The organism is Streptomyces glaucosporus, from assembly GCF_039533345.1.
Classification (GTDB): Bacteria; Actinomycetota; Actinomycetes; order Streptomycetales; family Streptomycetaceae; genus Streptomyces; species Streptomyces glaucosporus.
The window spans coordinates 104,564-123,222 of the sequence record NZ_BAAATJ010000015.1; the positions used below are offsets into that span (position 1 = coordinate 104,564).

General features: G+C 72.4%; 14 protein-coding genes and 1 pseudogene. 7 read left to right on the forward strand and 8 right to left on the reverse strand.

The genetic code is table 11. The features are described 5' to 3' along the window. Window positions 1–154: 154 nt before the first annotated feature. A complete protein-coding gene (locus ABD358_RS17085) occupies window positions 155–970 on the forward strand; it encodes a recombinase family protein (protein WP_344631898.1) in 816 nt (271 codons plus the stop codon). Between the two features lie 125 nt (window positions 971–1,095). Here the strand turns inward: ABD358_RS17085 and ABD358_RS17090 are convergent, their stop codons facing one another. The 4 genes from ABD358_RS17090 to ABD358_RS17105 are packed head-to-tail and all read right to left on the reverse strand — an operon-like array spanning window position 1,096 to window position 6,725. After that, window positions 1,096–2,115 carry an ABC transporter ATP-binding protein gene (locus tag ABD358_RS17090; RefSeq protein ID WP_344631899.1) on the reverse strand — a complete coding sequence of 340 codons (1,020 nt, stop codon included), beginning with the start codon at window positions 2,113–2,115 and terminating at the stop codon, window positions 1,096–1,098. Next, window positions 2,112–3,977, reverse strand: a complete 1,866-nt coding sequence (locus ABD358_RS17095) for a dipeptide/oligopeptide/nickel ABC transporter permease/ATP-binding protein (RefSeq protein ID WP_344631900.1) — start codon at window positions 3,975–3,977, stop codon at window positions 2,112–2,114. The genes ABD358_RS17090 and ABD358_RS17095 overlap by 4 nt, the downstream gene beginning before the upstream one ends. A 19-nt stretch (window positions 3,978–3,996) precedes the next feature. Next, a complete protein-coding gene (locus tag ABD358_RS17100) occupies window positions 3,997–4,986 on the reverse strand; it encodes an ABC transporter permease (RefSeq protein ID WP_344631901.1) in 990 nt (329 codons plus the stop codon). A gap of 56 nt (window positions 4,987–5,042) precedes the next feature. Next, window positions 5,043–6,725 carry an ABC transporter substrate-binding protein gene (locus ABD358_RS17105; protein ID WP_344631902.1) on the reverse strand — a complete coding sequence of 561 codons (1,683 nt, stop codon included), beginning with the start codon at window positions 6,723–6,725 and terminating at the stop codon, window positions 5,043–5,045. A gap of 392 nt (window positions 6,726–7,117) precedes the next feature. Between ABD358_RS17105 and ABD358_RS17110 the strand changes: the two genes are divergently transcribed. After that, window positions 7,118–8,404, forward strand: coding sequence for an ROK family transcriptional regulator (locus ABD358_RS17110; protein ID WP_344631903.1), 1,287 nt, complete (start codon window positions 7,118–7,120; stop codon window positions 8,402–8,404). Between the two features lie 74 nt (window positions 8,405–8,478). Here the strand turns inward: ABD358_RS17110 and ABD358_RS17115 are convergent, their stop codons facing one another. The 3 genes and pseudogenes from ABD358_RS17115 to ABD358_RS17120 all read right to left on the reverse strand — a co-directional run bounded on the left by ABD358_RS17115 (window position 8,479) and on the right by ABD358_RS17120 (window position 10,475). Continuing rightward, complete coding sequence (locus ABD358_RS17115; RefSeq protein WP_344631904.1) at window positions 8,479–8,919, reverse strand: DoxX family protein; 441 nt, start codon at window positions 8,917–8,919, stop codon at window positions 8,479–8,481. Window positions 8,920–9,073: 154 nt separating this feature from the next. Continuing rightward, window positions 9,074–9,322, reverse strand: a pseudogene (locus ABD358_RS28445) (glycoside hydrolase family 6 protein); the annotation flags it as partial. Between the two features lie 517 nt (window positions 9,323–9,839). Continuing rightward, complete coding sequence (locus tag ABD358_RS17120) at window positions 9,840–10,475, reverse strand: DUF488 domain-containing protein (RefSeq protein WP_344631905.1); 636 nt, start codon at window positions 10,473–10,475, stop codon at window positions 9,840–9,842. A 185-nt stretch (window positions 10,476–10,660) separates the two neighbouring features. Between ABD358_RS17120 and ABD358_RS17125 the strand changes: the two genes are divergently transcribed. After that, complete coding sequence (locus tag ABD358_RS17125) at window positions 10,661–13,087, forward strand: SpoIIE family protein phosphatase (RefSeq protein ID WP_344631906.1); 2,427 nt, start codon at window positions 10,661–10,663, stop codon at window positions 13,085–13,087. On the opposite strand, the gene ABD358_RS17130 is transcribed toward ABD358_RS17125, so the two are convergent. Beyond that, complete coding sequence (locus ABD358_RS17130) at window positions 13,071–14,060, reverse strand: AraC family transcriptional regulator (protein WP_344631907.1); 990 nt, start codon at window positions 14,058–14,060, stop codon at window positions 13,071–13,073. The genes ABD358_RS17125 and ABD358_RS17130 overlap by 17 nt on opposite strands. 147 nt (window positions 14,061–14,207) lie before the next feature. Between ABD358_RS17130 and ABD358_RS17135 the strand changes: the two genes are divergently transcribed. The 4 genes from ABD358_RS17135 (at window position 14,208) to ABD358_RS17150 (ending at window position 18,564) form a co-directional block, all read left to right on the forward strand. Next, entirely contained in the window at window positions 14,208–14,714 is a 507-nt protein-coding gene (locus ABD358_RS17135; protein ID WP_344631908.1) for an anthrone oxygenase family protein, read from the forward strand. Window positions 14,715–14,904: 190 nt separating this feature from the next. Continuing rightward, window positions 14,905–15,987 (forward strand): CPBP family glutamic-type intramembrane protease, encoded by a 1,083-nt coding sequence (locus tag ABD358_RS17140; protein ID WP_344631909.1) that lies wholly within the window; start codon window positions 14,905–14,907, stop codon window positions 15,985–15,987. Window positions 15,988–16,308: 321 nt separating this feature from the next. After that, a complete protein-coding gene (ctaD, locus tag ABD358_RS17145; protein ID WP_344631910.1) occupies window positions 16,309–18,021 on the forward strand; it encodes an aa3-type cytochrome oxidase subunit I in 1,713 nt (570 codons plus the stop codon). Between the two features lie 123 nt (window positions 18,022–18,144). Continuing rightward, window positions 18,145–18,564 (forward strand): DUF2795 domain-containing protein, encoded by a 420-nt coding sequence (locus ABD358_RS17150; RefSeq protein WP_344631946.1) that lies wholly within the window; start codon window positions 18,145–18,147, stop codon window positions 18,562–18,564. Window positions 18,565–18,659 lie beyond the last annotated feature (95 nt).

Here is an 18,659-nt window from a genome sequence, read left to right on the forward strand (position 1 = left end):
CCCGAAGACGTTTCACCGAACCCCAGCAGCAAAGTGGATCACTGTGCTAGACGGCCATGATCGTTCTCACCGATAACCGCTGTACCGATGTTCCCCGAGGCCGTACCACACCCGCCGCTTCACCATGGTGCCCCGGCTGAAGAAGGCGCTACGGGTGCCGACCCCGGCCGACCGCGGACCGGGCCGGCCATGGCGGCCGGGCACCCCGCCGCCGGCGCCGATCGACCCAGACCTGCCGAGCGCGGACATCCGCATCGGCTACGCCCGCTGCTCGACCCTCGGGCAGGAACTCGACTCCCAACTCGACGCGCTCAGCGAGCACGGCATCCCGAGGGACAAGATCTTCAGCGAGAAGATCAGCACCCGCGTCCGCGTACGGCCCAAGTTCGAGGAAGCGCTGCGGACCGCGCGGGAGGTCAAGGCGCACGCCCCGCACTGCCGAGTCATCTTCACCGTGTACGAGATGAAGCGCCTCGGCCGCGACGCCGCCGAACTCACCGCGCTCGCCGACCACCTCACCGCCCACGGCCTGGTCCTGGAGATGTTCGCCGGACCCCTGCCCGGCATCTACGACCCCACCGGCCCCGGCAAGCTGCTGTTCGCGTTCTTCGCCGCGATGGCGGAGACCGAGCGGGAGAACATCCGCGAGTCGACCCTGGAGGGGCTCGACACCGCGGCCCGCAAGGGCAAGCACGGCGGCCGACCCCCGGTCATCACCGCCGACATGCTCCACACCGTGCACCGCCGCCGCGCGGGCGGGCGGCGAGTCCGCCGAGCAGATCCAGCCCGACCTGATCATCCCCACCGGCAAGCGCAAGGGACAGAACCCCTCGGTGGCCAGCATCTACCGGGCGCTCGCCGAACACGCCAAGCGCGAGGCATACCCCGAAGCCGTCGAGGCAGCCCACGCCGACTTCGCCGCCCTCCAGGCGGCCAGCGAACTCCCTGGGTCCCGCCTTGCTCTCCCTGACCGAGCGTCACTCTGATTACAGAGAGCTACTTGTCACTTCGTCGTAGCTTCGGGAGAACAGGGCCATGGCGTCCGGCCGGGTGCCGCCCCCGGCACCCGATCCGTGCCGGGGGCGGGGCGGGCCGTCAGGCGGGGCGCCCGGCGGCCGTGCCGTCGGCGGCGGGCAGCGCGTCGCGGCCCTCGCCGGGGCGCAGCCAGCACTTGGCGTAGTGGTCGTAGCCCACCTCGAAGTCCTCCGGCATGCGCGCGCAGACATCCGTCGCCGAGGGGCAGCGGTCCCGGAAGGTGCATCCGGGATCGTCGCCGGGCAGGGTGGAGTTGCCCGCCGGCTCCAGGCCGAGCGCCTCCCTGAGCCGGTCCCGGTCGCGGGCGTCGGGGTTGGGGGCCGCGGCCGCGAGGATCTTCGTGTACGGGTGCCGCGGGTTGAGGATGACCTCGTCCGCCGGGCCCCTCTCCACCACGCGCCCGCGGTACATCACCAGGATGTCGTCGGAGAAGTGCCGCGCGGTGGCGAGGTCGTGGGTGATGTAGAGGACGGCGAGGTCGTCCTCGCGCTGGAGGCGGGCGAGGAGGTTGAGGACGCCCAGCCGGATGGAGACGTCCAGCATCGAGACCGGCTCGTCGGCGATGACGACCCGGGCGCCGGGCGCCAGGGCGCGGGCGATCGCCACGCGCTGGCGCTGCCCGCCGGAGAGCTCGTGCGGGCGGCGCCGGGCGATGTCGGCGGCCGGGGTCAGGTTGACGCGCTCCAGGAGCTCCTCGGCCAGCCGCCGGGTCTCCTCCCTGGTCTTCGCCCGGCCGTGCAGCTTCAGCGGGCGCGCCAGGTGGTGCTCCACGGTATGGAAGGGGTTGAGCGAGGCGAACGGGTCCTGGAAGACCATCTGCACGTGGTCGCGGTAGTCGCGGTCGGCCACCCGGGTGCCGTCGGACCGGGTGGCGGTGATCCGCCCGGCGGTGGGCCTCTCCAGACGGGCGATCATCCTGGCGACCGTGGACTTGCCCGATCCCGACTCGCCGACCAGTGCCACGGTCCGGCCGGGGGTCAGGGTGAAGGAAACGTTGTCGACGGCGCGGAACCGGGAGTGCCGCAGCCCCGAGCGGATGGAGAAGTCCTTGACCAGGTCGCGTACTTCGAGCGTCGTCATCGCGGACCCGCCTCCTTCACGGTCGTTTCGGTGTGCTCGCGGGCGCTGGACTCCCCGGTGCGGACAAACGCGCCCCGCTCGCCGGTGAGACTGGGGAAGGAGTCGAGCAGCCTGCGGGTGTAGGGGTGCCGCGGGCGCCGGTGGATCTCCTCGGCGGTGGCGTACTCGACGACCTCGCCGTCGCGCATGACGGCGATCCGGTCGCTGAGCTCCAGGAGCAGCGGCAGGTCGTGGGTGATGAAGACGACGGCGAAGCCGAGCTCGTCGCGGAAGCGGAGGATCTCCCGGAGGATGCCGCGCTGGACCACCACGTCGAGGGCGGTGGTGGGCTCGTCCATGATCATCACCTGGGGGTCGAGCAGCAGCGCCATGGCGATCATGACGCGCTGGCGCATGCCCCCGGAGAGCTCGTGCGGGAAGGAGTCCAGCCGCCGCGGATCGACGCCGACCAGGCGGAGGACCTCGGCGCACCGTTCCCTGCGGGCCCCGGCGGACATCCCGGGCCGGTGCGTGGTGAGGACGTCCTCCATCTGCGCCCCGACGGAGATCACCGGGTTGAGGGCGTTCATCGCGCCCTGGAAGACCATCGACAGCTTCGACCAGCGGAAGGCCCGCAGCTCCTCCTTCTCCAGGGCGAGCAGGTCGATGTCCGTGCCGTCGCGGTCGTGGAAGACCACCGTTCCCGAGGTCACCTCGGCCGGCGGCCGGTGGAGCCGGTTGATCGCGTAGGCGAGGGTGGTCTTGCCGCAGCCGGACTCGCCCGCCAGGCCGAGGATCTCGCCGCGGCCAAGGGTGAGCGAGACGTCCTTGACGGCGTGCGTGGACTTCTCGCCCCGGTAGACGACGTTGAGGTTCTCGACGGTCAGGACGGCGTCCCGGCCGGAGGCGTCGCGCCGGGGCAGCGGACGCGCCGTCCCCTTCCGGGCGGCCTCGTTCCGGGCGGCCCGGCGGGTGCGGCGGGTGGTGGCCGGCACCGTGCGGAGCCTGGGGTTGATGATCTCGTCGATGCTGAAGTTGATCAGGGAGAGGCCGCAGCCGAACAGCGCGATGGCCAGGCCGGGCGGGCCGAACCACCACCACGCCCCGTACTGCAGCGCGAAGCCGTTCTGGGCGTAGTAGAGCATCGTGCCGAGCGTGTCGGAGTTGGAGGCGCCCAGGCCCAGGAAGGACAGGCCCGCCTCGCTGAGGATCGCCAGGATGACGGCGAACACGAACTGCGAGGCCATCAGCGGCAGCAGGTTCGGCAGGATCTCCACGGAGACGATCCGCCACGGCTTCTCGCCGGCCACCTTCGCCGCGGCGACGTAGTCGCGGTTGCGCAGGGAGAGGGTCTGGGCCCGCAGCACCCGGGCGGAGGCCGCCCAGCCGGTGACGGCCAGCACGACCGCGATGGTCCACCAGCCGCGCTGCTCGACGGGGACGAAGCCCGCGATGACGATCACCAGCGGCAGGCCGGGGATGACCAGCATGACGTTGGAGAAGAGGGAGAAGCCCTCGTCCACCGCTCCGCCGACGTAGCCGCCGATGACGCCGAAGACGGCGGAGAAGAGAGTGGCCAGGATGCCCACCAGCAGGCCGATCTGCAGCGATCCGCGGGTGGAGTGGGCCAGCTGGGCCAGCACGTCCTGGCCGGTCTGGGTGGTGCCCAGCCAGAACTCCCCGCTGGGGGAGGTCATGCCGATGTTGCGGACCGTGTCGGGGTTCCCCACGAAGAAGGGCCCGAGGATCCCGAAGAGGGCGATGGCGACGACCAGGCCGAGGCCCACGCCGAGCTTGGGCGACCAGCGCGGCAGCATGGCCCGCCAGCCGCTGTTGCCGGTCCGCCGGACGGCGGCTCCGGCGGACGGGTTGGTGTTCGTCACGGTGTCGGTTCCTCAGCTCTCAGTTGCCGGCGCGGGTGCGGGGGTCGATCAGGCCGTACAGCAGGTCGACGACCAGGTTGGCGCCCAGCACCGCCACCGTGATGACCAGGAAGATCCCCTGCATCAGGGCGTAGTCGTTGTTCTCCACGGCCTGCAGGAGCCTCGATCCGATCCCGGGGTAGGAGAAGACCTGCTCGGTGATGATCGATCCGGAGACCACGAAGCCGAGGGAGATCGCGAAGCCGGCGACCGAGGGCAGGACCGCGTTGCGCGCGGCGTAGCGGGTCATGATGCGGCGGTCGCGCAGGCCCTTGGCCTGGGCGGTGAGGATGTAGTCCTCCGACACCGTCGAGACCATCATGTTCCGCATCCCCAGCAGCCAGCCGCCGACCGAGGAGAGCACGATCGTCAGGGCGGGCAGGGTGCCGTGGTAGACGGCGGAGGCGATGAACTCGCCGTTCCAGCCGGGGCTCAGGATGACGTCGTACCCGCCGTTGAGGGGGAACCACTTCAGGGTCGAGGCGAAGAGCGCGACCAGGATCAGCGCCAGCCAGAAGTACGGCACCGCAGCCAGGACGGTGGTGGCCGGGATGAGCGAGTCGAGCCAGGAGCCGCGCTTCCAGCCGACCAGGGTGCCGAGTCCGATGCCGAGCAGGAACGACAGCAGGGTCGCGATCCCCACCAGCACGATCGTCCAGGGCAGGGCGTCGGCGATGACGGTGGAGACGTCGGTCGGGAAGACGCTCACCGAGACGCCCAGGTTCCCGCGGAGCATGTTGGCCAGGTACGAGAAGTACTGGCTGATCAGAGGGTCCCCCGTGTCGGTTCCGAGGAGGAGTTCGTAGGATCTGCGGACCGACGGGTCGGCTGCGCCGCCGCGTTGCTGCAGCTTCGCCATGAGGGTGTCGACCGGGTTCCCCGGCATCATCCTCGGGATGAAGAAGTTCAGGGTCAGCGCCGCCCAGAGGGCGACGAGATAGAACCCGAGCTTCCGGGCGTAGTACCTCACCGATCGCCGCCTATCACTGTGTCTCCTCCTCGGAACCGTTCACTGCCGCCGGGCCGTCAGCCGGCCGGCTTGAGGGCCTTGTAGATCTGCGCCTGGTCGGGGCGGCTCCAGACCGCCGGAACGGCGTAGAGGTTGTACTCCGTGGGCCAGCCCTCGAACTTCGCGGCGTGGTACTCGCTGGTGGTGCCGGCGGTCATGACCGGGATGTAGGGCATGTCCCGCTCCAGCTCGGCCTGGATGACGTCGTACTGCTTCTGGCGCTCCCCGGCCGCCTCGGGGTCGAGCTCCTTGAGCGCCCGGAGCGCCTTGTCGACCCTGGGGTTGCTGTACCGGGAGAAGTTCGGGTTGGCCGCCTCGCCGACCTCGGCGGTGGTCTCGGTGCTGAAGAAGTAGCTGTAGATGTAGAACGGGTCGGGCGACGGCCCCGGGTACAGCGCGTCGATCAGCAGCTGGTAGTTGCCCTGGCCGCGGGCCTCGGACCACTCGTTCCAGGAGGACTGCTGCGGGGTGACCTTGATGCCGGCCTTCTTCAGCTGCTCGGCCAGGGTGTCGACCGCGGTGATGTAGTCGGTCCAGCCGGAGACGACCCTGACGGTCAGGGCCAGCTTCTGCCCGTCCTTGGCGTAGATGCCGTCCGAGCCCTTGGTGTAGCCGGCCTCCTCGAGGATCCGCTCCGCCTTGGAGGCGCTGGGCTGCATGGGGGCCAGGTTCTCCTCCAGCTTCTTGGAGATGAGCTCCTTGTTGGTCTCCACCTGCACGAATCCGGGGGAGATCTGGCTGGAGGTGTTCTGGAACGCCAGCGAGTTGAGCTGGGTGCGGTCCATGGCGTAGTAGATCGCCCTGCGCACCGCCGGGTCCGTCTGCGGCCCCTTGCAGCCCAGCTCGGCGTTGGCGCACGTCATCAGGACGGTCTGGTTGAGCGGGACCGTGACGGCCTTGTAGCCGGGGTAGTTCTTCTCGACGTTCTGCATGTCCGGGACGGGACCGGTCTGCCAGTCGATCTTCCCCGCCGCCAGGGCGTCCGCGCCGGCCTGGTTGCCCGACAGGGCCAGGTAGCGGACCTGCTTCAGGGCCGGCTCGCCGTCCCAGTAGCCGGGGTTGGCCTTGAGGGTGAACGCCTGGCCCTTGAACTCGCCCAGGGTGTACGGGCCGGTGCCGACGGGCTTGCGGACGGTGTCCTTGGAGGGCTCGTCGATGTCCTTCCAGATGTGCTCCGGGACGATGAAGATCTTGCCGAGGATCTGCGGCCCGTCCATGTAGGAGGGCTTGTCGAAGGTGATCCTGACGTGGGTGTCGTCGACGGCCTCCGCCCTGCCCTTGTAGCCGGTGCTGTTCATCTCCTTGTGCTTGGAGATCATGTCCAGCGTGAACACCACGTCGTCCGCGGTGAACTTCTCGCCGTCGGACCACTTGACGCCCTTGCGCAGGGTGATCGACAGCTCGGTGCCGTCCTCGTTCCAGGAGTACTCGGTGCCCAGCAGCGGCTTGGCGGGCTCGTCGCGGACCTGGTTGAAGTAGAAGAGCGACTCGAAGATCGTGCCCGGCCCCTCGATCATGCTCGGCGAGAACGGGTTGAAGTTGGCCTGGTAGTCGCCCGCCTGCCCCGTGTAGACCACCAGGGTCCCGTCCTTGCCGCCGCCCGAACCGCTCGACTCCGAGCACGCCGTGGCCAGCAGGGCGATGGCGGCCATCCCGGCCGCCGCCACGCGCACACGGCGGCGTCTTGCTTGCTGGAACATGATGGATGGATCCTCTCGTGACTGGAGGGGCACGTCGGTGTGCCGTTCGGCCGCCTCGCGGGCGGGCGGGGTCGCTCACGTGGGGCGATTCTTAAGTCACCGAAGAAACAAAGTCAATACTTCTGTCGCACACTGGCGTCACATGCCTACGGGGAGGAACCGCGGCGGACCTCCGGCACCCCGGGGCGACCTCACGGGACACCGGAAAGGGCGCGGAAGGGATCGCGGAGGGAAGCGCGGTGCGCGGCGGAGGGCCGCGCCCGTCCCCGCGGGCGGGCACTTGCCCCCCTTCAATAGGCAAATAAACTAACGATTCGGTGCGTGCGGCACAGGGCCGAGCGGACCGCATCGGCAGCGTGGACGGCCCCGGCGGGGCGCGGGCGGAGGAACCAGTGAGCGGACCAGCGCGGGCCACGGCCCACGCGAGCAGCAGGGCGGCCGTGCTCGACGTGATCCGCGCGGCGGGCACCATCAGCCGGGTCGGCCTCATCAACGCGACCGGCTTCACCGGCGCGACGATCTCGACCGTCGTGCGCCGGCTCATCGACGACGGGCTCGTGGTCGAGACCGGCCGCGCGGAGTCCACCGGGGGCAAGCGCCGGGTCCTGCTCCAGCTCAACCAGTCGTCCCGGTACGCGGTCGGGGTCCACCTCGACCACGCCGGCCTCACCTACGTCCTGACCAATCTCGGCGGCTCGGTCGTCGCACGGATGTCCCGGGCCGGCGCGGGCGCCGAGGACCCCCCGGCGGTCGTCGCGCGCATGGCCGGCGAGGTCGACGCGCTCATCGAGAGCGTCGGGGTCAAACGCGAGCGGGTCCTCGGCCTGGGGCTGGTCTCCCCCGGCCCCCTCTCCCCGACCAGCGGGATGCGGCTGACCCCTCCCCTGATGCGGCACTGGGAGGACTTCCCGCTCGACCGCGCGCTCCAGGAGGCCACCGGGCTGCCCGTCGTCTCCGACAACGACGCCACGGCGGCGGCCCTCGGCGAGCACTGGTCCGGCGGGGTCGGCGGCACCTCCACCTTCGCCGCCCTGTACATGGGCACCGGCATCGGCGCGGGCCTGCTGGTGGACGGGATCACCTACCGCGGCGCCAGCGGGAACGCCGGCGAGATCGGCCACAGCTGCCTGGAGATGGAGGGGCCCGAGTGCTGGTGCGGGGCCCGCGGCTGCGTCGAGGCGCTGGCCGGCCCCTCCGCGGTCGTCGCCGCGGCCCGTGCCGACGAGGAGCTGGCCCGCGCGGCCGGGCTGGCCGGCGCCTCCCGGCGCGGCCGGCCGTCGTCCGTGACCGCGGACTTCGCGGCGGTCACCCGCGCCGCGCACCGCGGCGCGCCGGGGGCCCGCGCGCTGCTGGAACGCTCGGCGCGCTATCTGGCGGTGGCCGCCCGCACGCTCGCCAACGTCATGGACCTGGAACTGGTGGTGCTCACCGGCCCGAGCCTGGCGATCGCGGGGTCGGTGTACCTGCCCGTGGTGCAGGAGGAACTCGACCGCGCGTTCTTCTCCCGCGCGGCGCACTCGGTCGAGGTCCGGCTCTCGCGGTCGGCCGCCACCGCGCCCGCGATCGGCGCGGCGGCCATGGTGCTCCAGTCGGAGCTCGTGCCCCTGCGTCAGGGGCTCCGCCTGCCGGAGAACCTGGCGGACTCCGAGCCCGTCCCCGTGCGGTCGGCCGGCGCCTGAGCGGCGCGGTGAGCGCACGGCCGGCGCCGCGGGATCGCTCCGCGGCGCCGGCCGTCCCCGTACCGCCGCCCGGATCAGACGGCGGTGACCCGCACCCCTTCGCCGTGGGCCGCGCGCTCGCCGCGCGCGAACAGCGAACCCAGCGTCCACGTGCCGGGACCGAGCGCGGCGATGAGGAGGAAGGCCCAGCAGAACATCGCGGCCGCCTCACCGCCGTTCTCGATGGGGAAGAGACCCTCGGGCTGGTGGTTGACGAAGTAGGCGTACGCCATCGAGCCCGAGCAGACCAGGGCTGCGGCCCGCGTGCCGAGGCCGAGCATCACCAGGACGCCGCCGACGAGCTGGATCGCCGCGGCCCACCAGAGGGGCCACTGGCCCACCCCGGGCACATGGCCGCTGTGGGGGCCGCCGAGCACGTCGAACAGGGTCGCCGCGCCGTGGCAGGCGAACAGTAATCCCACCACCATGCGGTAGAGCGCGAGTACATGGTCCTTGTGCCTGTCCAGCAGTTCCACGGGGTGTCCTCTCTGTGCCGTCGTACCGCCGGTCACCGTGTTGCCACCGGTGCCGCGACAGCCATGTCGTAAGCGAGCTGGGGGATGAACCGGCCGGCCCGGCGCGGCCGTCCGCCTCGCCGGGGAGCGCGGCCCACAGGAAGGCGGCGATCCGGTCGCCGCCCGTCCGGTCGGTGCCGGGGGTGCCGACCGCCCGTCCGGACGGGTCGCACCACTGCCCGCCGGCGGGACCGTTGCCGTTGCGGCCGGTGTCGGTCACGGCCTTCGGGTCCGGCGAGCCGGCCGCGTTCGGCACCGCCTTGGCGTGGGCGACCTCGTCGGCGGTGCGGTTGTAGTCGGAGACGTTGACGGAGATGCCGTCGGCGCTGTCGGCGATCCCGGCGGCCTTCAGCCGGGCTGCCATCTCCGCCGGGGCAGCCGGCCGGAGAGCGTGGCGTCGAAGTACACCTTCGCCCGGGGGAAGGTCGTGCGGAGCATGCGTACTCCTCGGTGGGGGGATGTGAACCACCGCCTCGCGGCGGCGCGGCCCCGGACCGCCCGTCCCGGGTCCGCCCCTCTTCCGGCGGCACGAACGGGTGGGGACGTTCGTGCCGGAGGAGGGACGTGGACAGTGACCGCGGGCGGGCGCGGGAGCGTGGTCACCGGATCGGCGGTGCGGCACCACGGTGGACGCCGACCGTCGGCCACCGACCGCCGATCCGGGGCGTGGGGTGGGACATATTTTGGGAGCGCTCCCAAGAAGAGTAATCACACAGGAGTTCACGTCAAGGGAAACTGCCGGGTAAGTACGGTGCGGCACCCAGGTGAACAGGCACGCAGCCGCGGCATGGCCGTCACGGCGCCTCAGGAAAAGTGAAACGAACCGCTCCAGATTTATGGGAGCGGTTCCATAAGGGTGGTCCGGATGCCGTGCCGCACGGTCACCGGCCGGACGGCCGTCCGGCCGGTGGACCGGACCGGCTCGCGGCGGAACCCTCGCAGCCGGCCGCGGCCAGGTCGTCGTAGACCATCAGCCCGTCCGCCCGCAGCCGCACGCCCGGGGTCGGCGCGTGCGGTACGAGCCTGCCGTCGTGCATCAGGTGCGCCACGCGGACGCCCCGGGTCACCACCGCGGCGTCGGCGATGAGACGGCGGTGGCAGCGCCACCACACCGCCTCGCTGCACATGACGGCGGTCCGGACCCGGCCGGCGTCCTCCAGCAGCCGGTCCAGCGCCTCCCGGAAGGACGCGTCCCGGGTGTGGGCGGCGTACGCCCGGAAGGAGGCGTTGCGCCAGACCGTGTCGGGCGAGTCGGACGGCGGACGCCGGTACCCGCCCAGCCTCTCCTCCCAGCGGTAGCCGACACCGGCCCCGGGCAGCCACTCCCGGAGCCGGTCGCGGCCGACGTCCGGGTCGCGGCGGCTGCCCGGGAACGCGCGGACGTCCACCACCAGGGCGACACCCGCCCCCGTCAGCAGCCGGAGCAGCCGCTCCCGGCCCGCGGTGCCGTGGCCGAAGGTGAGCAGGGCGTCGGCGGCGGCAGGGGTGACCGGGATCGATGCCTCCGTACCGCCCATGCCGGCCCGTCCTTCCCGGTGCTCCGAGTCCCGCGCGGTTCCCGCGCACTTCCCTGGGTACCCGTCCCTTCCAGCGGCACGCGCCCGCGGGGGCCGCGCACGGACCGTCGTCGCCATGCGCGCGGGCCCCGCTCGGGGTTGAATGGCCGAAGCAGCGTCGCACTCCCCGGGAGCGAGGCAACCGAGTGAACCCGACCACGCACCTTCACGACGTCGATCCCCTGCCGGGTGGTGCGGTCGTGTTCGTGCTGGACGGGCGCGGGGCCGTGCTGCGGTGCACCTCCTCGGTGCTGGATCTGACCGGGTACTCCGCCGAGGAGATCCGCGGGCGGCGGATGGCCGGCCTCGCCGCCGACCCCGGCCTCTGGGAGGGCGTCCTCGGCGCGGCCCCCGGGAAGCCCTCCGAGATCCACACCGCCCTGCGGCACCGCGACGGCGTGCCGGTCGAGGTGTCCGCCGAGGTGCTGACGCTGCCCGACGGGAGCGGGGCGCGGTTCCTGGTGTGCGCCGTCCCCTCGGCCCTGGGACGGCGCTGGACGGAGGACCAGGCGCTGATCCGCGCGCTGTTCACCCAGAGCCGCATCGGGCTGATCATCCGCAACACCGACCTGATGACGACCCGGGTGAACCTCACCCCCGAGTTCTTCGGTCTCTCCCCCGGTCCCGGCCTCCCGCCGCGGGCCCCCGGCATGAGGCTCTCGGAGCTCCTCGTGCCGGAGGACGCCGCGGCGTTCGAGGAGCGGTTCCGCGGTGTCATCGAGACCGGCGAGTCGCTCATCGACTGGGAGCACTCGGCGCGGCTGCTGCGCGTCCCCGACCGGGAACGGGTGCTGTCCGTGTCGATCTTCCGGCTCGAGGACCCGCACGACCGCGCCATCGGGGCCGCGGCGGTCTTCACCGACGTCACCGAGCAGTCCCTGGCCCGGCGGCGGATGTCGCTCCTGCACGCCGCCGCCACGCGCCTGGGGCAGACCCTGGACATCGTCCGCAACGCCGAGGAGCTGGTCCGGATCCTGGTGCCGGACTTCGCCGACCTGGCGTGCGTCGACCTGTCCGACACGGTGTTCCAGGGCCGGGAGCCCGGCGTCTTCGCCCCCGGGACGCATCTGCGCCGGGTCGTGGTCGGTCCGGAGGGCGACGCCTGGCCGGCGGAGATGTACCAGCGCGGGGAGACCCTCCGCGCCCGCGACCTGGAGAGCGACGTCCTCCGCGACGGGCGCCCCTTCCTCGTGCCCGATCTGGCGGCCCTGCGGGAGGAGGTGGACCTCGACGCCGAACGGCGGCGGCTGGCCTTCCCCGACGCGGCGACCTCGGCGCTGATCGTCCCGCTGCACGCCCGGGGGCATGTGCTGGGCGTCCTGGGGCTGTGGCGCAACGGGAGCCGCACCCCGTTCTCCGACGGCGACCTGCCCCTGGTGGAGGAGATCGCGTCCCGGGCCTCGCTGAGCGTGGAGAACGCCCGGCGCTACACCTCCGAGCTCCGCACGGTCGAGAGCCTCCAGCGCAGTCTGCTGCCGCCGGCGGGGGTGGAGCTCAGCGCGGCGGAGACCGCCGGGGTGTACGTACCGGCCGGCACCGCGGCGGGGGTGGGCGGCTGCTGGTACGACGTCATCCCGCTGTCCTCCTCCCGGGTGGCCTTCGTCATCGGCGACGTGGCCGGGCACGGACTCGGCGCGACGGCCACCATGGGCAGGCTGCGCACGGCCGTGCAGACCCTCGCCGACCTGGACCTCTCGCCGGAGGAGCTGCTCACCCACCTGGACGACCTGGTCCTGCGGCTGTCCGCCACCGAGCCGCAGGCCGGCGACGGGGAGAGCAGCGTGGTCGGCGCGACCTGCCTGTACTGCGTGTACGACCCGGTCACCGGACGGTGCGCCATGGCCAGCGCGGGGCATCCGCCGCCCGTCCTGGCCGGAACGGGAGGGGCGACCCGCTGCGTGGACCTCAGGCCGGGGCCCGCCCTGGGCATGGGCGGCATGCCCTTCGAACCGCTCGAGGTGCATCTCGGACCGGGCAGCGTGCTGGCCTTCTACACCAGCGAGCTGGTGGCCCACGGCTCCCCCAGGGGCTGCGCCGACGACCAGCTGAAGCGGCTGGGCGAGGGCCTGGAGAACGCCGTGGCCGCGGGCGACGCGCCCACCGGGATCGGACGCGCCCTGCTGGACCACGTCCTGACCGAGCCGCCCACCGACGACGTGGCCCTCCTCGTGGCCAAGGTGCGGTCCCTGCCCGACGACGCCACCGCGTCCTGGCGGTTCACGGCCGACCCCACCGTCGTCGGCCAGGCGCGCGAGCTGGTCACCGAGCAGCTCACCACCTGGGGCCTGGAGGAGCTGACCTTCACCACCGAGCTGATCGTCAGCGAGCTGGTCACCAACGCCATCCGCTACGCCGGGTCCCCCATCGGGCTGCGGCTGATCCGGGACAAGGCGCTGATCTGCGAGGTCTCCGACCCCAGCCAGACCCAGCCGCACCTGCGCCGCGCCCGGCTGACCGACGAGGGGGGCCGGGGCCTGTTCCTCATCGCCCAGATAGCGCACCGCTGGGGCAGCCGGTACACCTCCTCAGGCAAGACGATCTGGACCGAGCAGCCGCTCACGGGCTTTCTGTGAGTCCCGCCGCCGGCCGCCCGTCCGCCTCCGCGGCGGCCGGCTCCGGACCCTTCCGGTACTGCTGCGGGCTGACCCCGTACACGCGCCGGAAGGCGGAGCTGAGCGCGAACGCGCTGCCGTAGCCGACCTGCCGGGCCACCGCGCCGATCGTGGCGTCCGTCCCGCGCAGCAGGTCGGCGGCGAGGGACAGCCGCCAGTCGGTCAGGTACGCCATGGGCGGCCGGCCGACCAGGGAGGTGAAGCGGCGGGCCAGGGCCGCGCGGGAGACGCCCGCGCGGGCGGCCAGTCCGGCGACCGTCCAGGGGCGGGCCGGGTCCTCGTGGAGGAGCCGCAGGGCGTGTCCCACCACGGGGTCGCCGTGCGCCCGGTACCAGGCCGGCGCCCCCGCCTCCGGGCGGGCGAGCCAGGACCGCACCACGTTGATCAGCAGCAGGTCCAGCAGCCGGTCGAGGACGGCCTCCTGGCCGGGCTCCGTCCTGGCGATCTCCTCGCCGAGCAGCGGCACCAGGGGGCAGTCCCAGTCGTCGTGGGAGAGGACCAGCAGGGCCGGCAGGGCGTCCAGCAGCCGGCGGCCGATCTCGCCGGGCATCCGGTAGGTGCCGATCAGGAGCACCGTGGAACCGTCGGGGTCGTTGCCCCAGGTGCGCACGCCCAGGTCCATCGCGCCGCACAGCTCCTCGCCGTCCGGGGTGGTGGAGCGGCCCCCGGGGTGGATCACGGCCTGGGGCGGGGTGGCCGGATCGTCGGCGAAGGTGTACGGGGCCGGGCCCCGCACGACCGCCACGTCGCCGGCCTCCAGCCGTACGGCCCCGCCGCCGCCGGGGACCGCCCAGGCCCCGCCCCGCAGGAGGACGACCAGGGTGAGCGGCGCGCGGTCCTGCACGCGGACGGACCAGGGCGGGTTCAGAACCGCCCGCATCAGGAACGCCCCCCTGGCCCGGGGGCCGTCCAGCAGTCCCGTCAGCGCGTCCATGGGCCTGGAGTGTAGACGCGCGGACATGGGGGCGAGCCTCTCGGCGATGGACCGGTCCCGGCCCGCCGGATTGACTGGGGCCGGCCGCGGGCGGACGGCCGCCCGCTCTCCCGGTTCCCGTGCGCTTCCCGTCCCCGGAGGTTCCCCGTGTCCGAACTCCGCACCGCCGTACTGCTCGTGGCCACCGTGTCCACCGGGCTGGTGGCGGGCCTGTTCTACGCCTACGCCTGTTCCGTCATGCCCGGTCTGGGCCGGTCCGGCGACCGGACGTTCGTCGAGGCCATGCAGCGGATCAACGTGGCGATCCTCAACGGGTGGTTCGCCGTCTGCTTCGCCGGCGCGCCCCTGGCCACCGGTGCGGCGGCGGTGCTCCACCTGGGCGGGGGACGGCCGGCGCTGCCGTGGACGGTGGCCGCGTTCGCGCTGTACGCGGTGGTGCTGGTCGTCACCTTCCGGGTCAACGTCCCGCTCAACGACGCGCTGGCCGCGGCCGGCGAGGTGGACCGCGCCGCCGGTCTCGCGGCGGTGCGCGAGCGCTTCGAGGCGCGGTGGGTGCGCTGGAACACCGTGCGGACGGTGGCCGCCGCGGCCTCGTTCGCCTGTCTGGCCTGGGCGCTCGTGCTGCACGGACGTCTCGCCCAGGCCGCCGGGTGACCGTGCGCCCCGGCCGCACCGTCTCGGGCGGCCGGGGCGCACGGGGCGGTCGGCGGTGCGCCGGCACGGCGCGGGGCCGCTTCCGGAAGGCGCGCCGCACGGCGCCGGAGGTGTCGGCGGCCCGTGGGCGGATACCCGGAAGAGGTAACGCCCGCCCAGCCGACGCCGACTCGTACGGGAAGACGTGCCCGTGGCCCAGACCCTGCCGAACTCCGGCCTCCAGCACACCGGTTCGCCGACGCCCGTCCGGGTCCCCCGGCCGGGCGCCCCGCCCCGCCGGGGCCGTCCCCGCGCCGGCCCCGGCGGGGCGGCGCGCGATCTGCGGCGCCTCCTGCTGGTGACGTGCGCCGTACCGGTGGTGGGCTCGGCGGCCGACTTCGCCGTCCTGGCAGGAGTTCCGGCGCACGGCTGGTCGGACGCGCTGCTCCCCTGGCTCCGGCTGCTCTGCTCGGTGGCCGCCGGCGCCTGGCTGGTGCGGCTGTCGGCGGCCCGCGCCGGGCCGGCGGCGCCGCGGACCCGGGCCGCTCTCGCCCTGGCGGCTCTCGCCGCGGGCGCGCGCGCCGTGGACCTGGTGCGGGCCGGCGAGACGCAGGGCGCGGTGGGGAGTCTGGCCACCACCGCCGTGCTGGCCTGGCTCTGCGGGGAACTGGCCGCCTCGCACGGCGCCGGGCTGCGCGGGCTGGGCGTCCGTCCGCCCGGTGCGCGCACCCCGGCCGGACGGCTGACGGCCGTGATGGTCTTCGGCGCCGTCTTCGTCATCGCCTACACCACGGTCGCCTGGATGGCCCATCTCCGGCTGACCCTGTCTCAGACCGCGCCGCGGCTGCCCGTCCTGGACGGGGCGCAGAGCGCGGCGCTGGGCTGGAGCGGCCCCGCGGACATGGTGGCCAACATCCTGTTCACGGGAGTGGCCGAGGAGATGGTGCTGGTCGGCGCCGTCGTCGTCCTGGGGCGCGCCGCGGGCCGCCCGCTGTGGGCCCTGTGCGCGCTCAGTCTGCTGCTCCGGGTCGCGGCCCACCTGTATCTGGGGGTGCCCGGGGTGGCTCTCGCTCTGCTGGGCGTCTGCGCCCTCTTCCTGTACCTGCGCTGCGGCCGGCTCACTCCGCTGGTGGCCGGGCACGTCGTCTACGACCTGGCCGCCTGCTGGGCGCCCTCCGCCGCCGTGCTGAACGCCTGGGCCTTCTGCGCCCTGCTGGTCACCGGCGCCGCGTTCGCGGTGTGGCTCGCCCGGTACGCGCCCGCCGCCGGTCCGGAGGGAGGTCCCGGCCGCTGACGCGTCCTCACCCCGCCGGGATCCGCGTTCCGTCCGCCGCGGCGGACGGCGGACACGGGGCCGATGCCGTTGCCGCCGGGGGCTCCTGCGCGTAAGACAGAAGGCGACAGGAACACCGAAAAACGGCATTCGCATCACATGCCCGCCGAAACGGCGAACAGGGACGGGTCCGGCTCCCGGCTCCGTCCGCGCCGAGACGGTCCCGCCCCACCGGCCGTCCGCGGCCATCGGCGGGAATTCCGGAAGCGGCAGGTGTGCGGGCACCGGACGGGGAACGCGTCCGGTGCCGGTCGGAGCCGGCGGGTCGAGAGGACGCGGGTCATGGCAGTTGGGACGGAAGAGGCCAGGCGGGAGGAGTCTCCCAGGAGGAGCTGGGGGGCGGTGGCGGTCACCTGGCTGACCACCACGGACCACAAGAAGATCGGCATGCTGTACCTGACCAGCTCGTTCGGGTTCTTCGTAATCGGCGGTGTGCTGGCGCTGCTGGTCCGGGCCGAGCTGGCGCGCCCCGGCACTCAGCTCCTCTCCAACTACCAGTACAACCAGGCGTTCACCATGCACGGCGCGATCATGCTGCTGATGTTCGCCACCCCGCTGTTCGCCGGGTTCGCCAACGTCATCATGCCGCTGCAGATCGGCGCGCCCGACGTGGCCTTCCCGCGGCTGAACATGCTCGCGTACTGGTTCTACCTCTTCGGCTCGCTGATCGCGGTGAGCTCCTTCCTCACCCCCGACGGCGCCCCCGACTTCGGCTGGACCGCGTACCCGCCCCTGTCCGACGACACCCGCACGCCCCAGATCGGCGGCGACCTGTGGATCATGGGCCTGGGCCTGTCCGGCTTCGGCACGATCCTGGGAGCGGTCAACTTCATCACCACGATCATCTGCATGCGCGCCCCGGGCATGACGATGTTCCGGATGCCGATCTTCACCTGGAACGTCCTGCTGACCAGCGTGCTGGTGCTGCTGGCCTTCCCGGTGCTGGCGGCGGCGCTGTTCGCCCTGCAGGCGGACCGCACGTTCCAGTCCCACATCTACGACCCGGGCAACGGCGGCCCGATCCTGTGGCAGCACCTGTTCTGGTTCTTCGGCCACCCCGAGGTGTACATCATCGCGCTGCCGTTCTTCGGCATCATCACCGAGGTCATCCCGGTCTTCAGCCGCAAGCCGATCTTCGGCTACGTCGGCCTGGTGGGGGCCACCATCGCGATCACCGGCCTGTCGGTGACGGTCTGGGCGCACCACATGTTCGCCACCGGGGCGATCCTGCTGCCGTTCTTCTCCTTCATGTCCTTCCTGATCGCGGTGCCGACCGGAGTGAAGTTCTTCAACTGGATCGGCACGATGTGGAAGGGGTCGCTGAGCTTCGAGACCCCGATGCTGTGGGCGCTGGGCTTCCTGGTCACGTTCCTCTTCGGCGGTCTGACCGGCGTCATCCTGGCCTCCCCGCCGATGGACTGGCACGTCACCGACAGCTATTTCGTCGTCGCCCACTTCCACTACGTGGTGTTCGGCACGGTGGTCTTCGCGATGTTCGCCGGCTTCCACTTCTGGTGGCCGAAGTTCACCGGCAAGATGCTCGACGAGCGGCTCGGCAAGATCACCTTCTGGACGCTGTTCATCGGCTTCCACGCCACGTTCCTCGTCCAGCACTGGCTGGGCGCGGAGGGCATGCCCCGCCGGTACGCCGACTACCTGGCCGCCGACGGCTTCACCGGGCTCCACATGATCTCCACCATCGGCTCGTTCCTGCTGGGCATGTCGATGCTGCCGTTCTTCTACAACGTCTGGAAGACGGCCAGGTACGCGCCGAGGGTCGAGGTGGACGACCCGTGGGGTTACGGCCGCTCCCTGGAGTGGGCCACCTCCTGCCCGCCGCCGAGGCACAACTTCGTCACCCTGCCGCGGATCCGCTCCGAATCCCCGGCGTTCGACCTCCACCACCCCGACATCGCGGCCATCGACCAGGAGGAGAACGTGGGCCGCCGGGACATCGCCGACGTCACCCCGGAGCGGAAGGGCGACATGGGGTGACCGGGCACCGGCCAAGAAAATGATCACAAACCCTGGTAAACGGTGTAATACCGGCAGCCGGGGGAAGACGATTCGGACGTGGGCGCACCCGCCGACCACTGTCTGGATCTTCGGGAGGACGACATGGCCACGCACGGGAAGAACAAGACGGGCCCCATCCGGGACGACGAACTCAAGCAGGAGATGGAGGGCGAACTCCGCGCGAGCCGGTCGACCCGCATGGAGGAGGACCACGAGCTCCAGCCCTCCGGCGAGGACCAGCCCGACGTGGACCGGGCCCCGAACACCGTTCTCACCGGGGGCACCCCGCCGGGGATGAACCAGGACGACGTCGAGGTGCGCAGCGAGCTGGCCCGGCACCTGGGCAAGGAGCTCTACCCCGCCGACCGCGACGCCGTGCTCGACACTCTGCGCCGGAACAACGCGCCCGACCGCCTGCTGGGCCTGGCCGGGAAGCTGCCGGCCGGCCAGGAGTTCCAGAACGTCCAGGACATCGCCCGGGCGCTCGGCCTGGGCGTGGAGGACGTCACCCACCGCACCTGACGGCACGATCCGCCACGGACCGCTTCCCGCCCGGACGGGGACCGCCCGGAGCCCTCAGGCTCCGGGCCCCCCCGGGCCCTCCCGGCCCCGCCGCG

What these genes read in the sequence shown, in the direction of transcription:
- ctaD (WP_344631910.1), top strand. Translation starts at nt 16,309, where the DNA reads ATGGCAGTTGGGACGGAAGAGGCCAGGCGGGAGGAGTCTCCCAGGAGG.
- ABD358_RS17090 (WP_344631899.1), bottom strand. Translation starts at nt 2,115, where the DNA reads ATGACGACGCTCGAAGTACGCGACCTGGTCAAGGACTTCTCCATCCGC.
- ABD358_RS17150 (WP_344631946.1), top strand. Translation starts at nt 18,145, where the DNA reads ATGGCCACGCACGGGAAGAACAAGACGGGCCCCATCCGGGACGACGAA.
- ABD358_RS17130 (WP_344631907.1), bottom strand. Translation starts at nt 14,060, where the DNA reads ATGGACGCGCTGACGGGACTGCTGGACGGCCCCCGGGCCAGGGGGGCG.
- ABD358_RS17105 (WP_344631902.1), bottom strand. Translation starts at nt 6,725, where the DNA reads ATGTTCCAGCAAGCAAGACGCCGCCGTGTGCGCGTGGCGGCGGCCGGG.
- ABD358_RS17120 (WP_344631905.1), bottom strand. Translation starts at nt 10,475, where the DNA reads ATGGGCGGTACGGAGGCATCGATCCCGGTCACCCCTGCCGCCGCCGAC.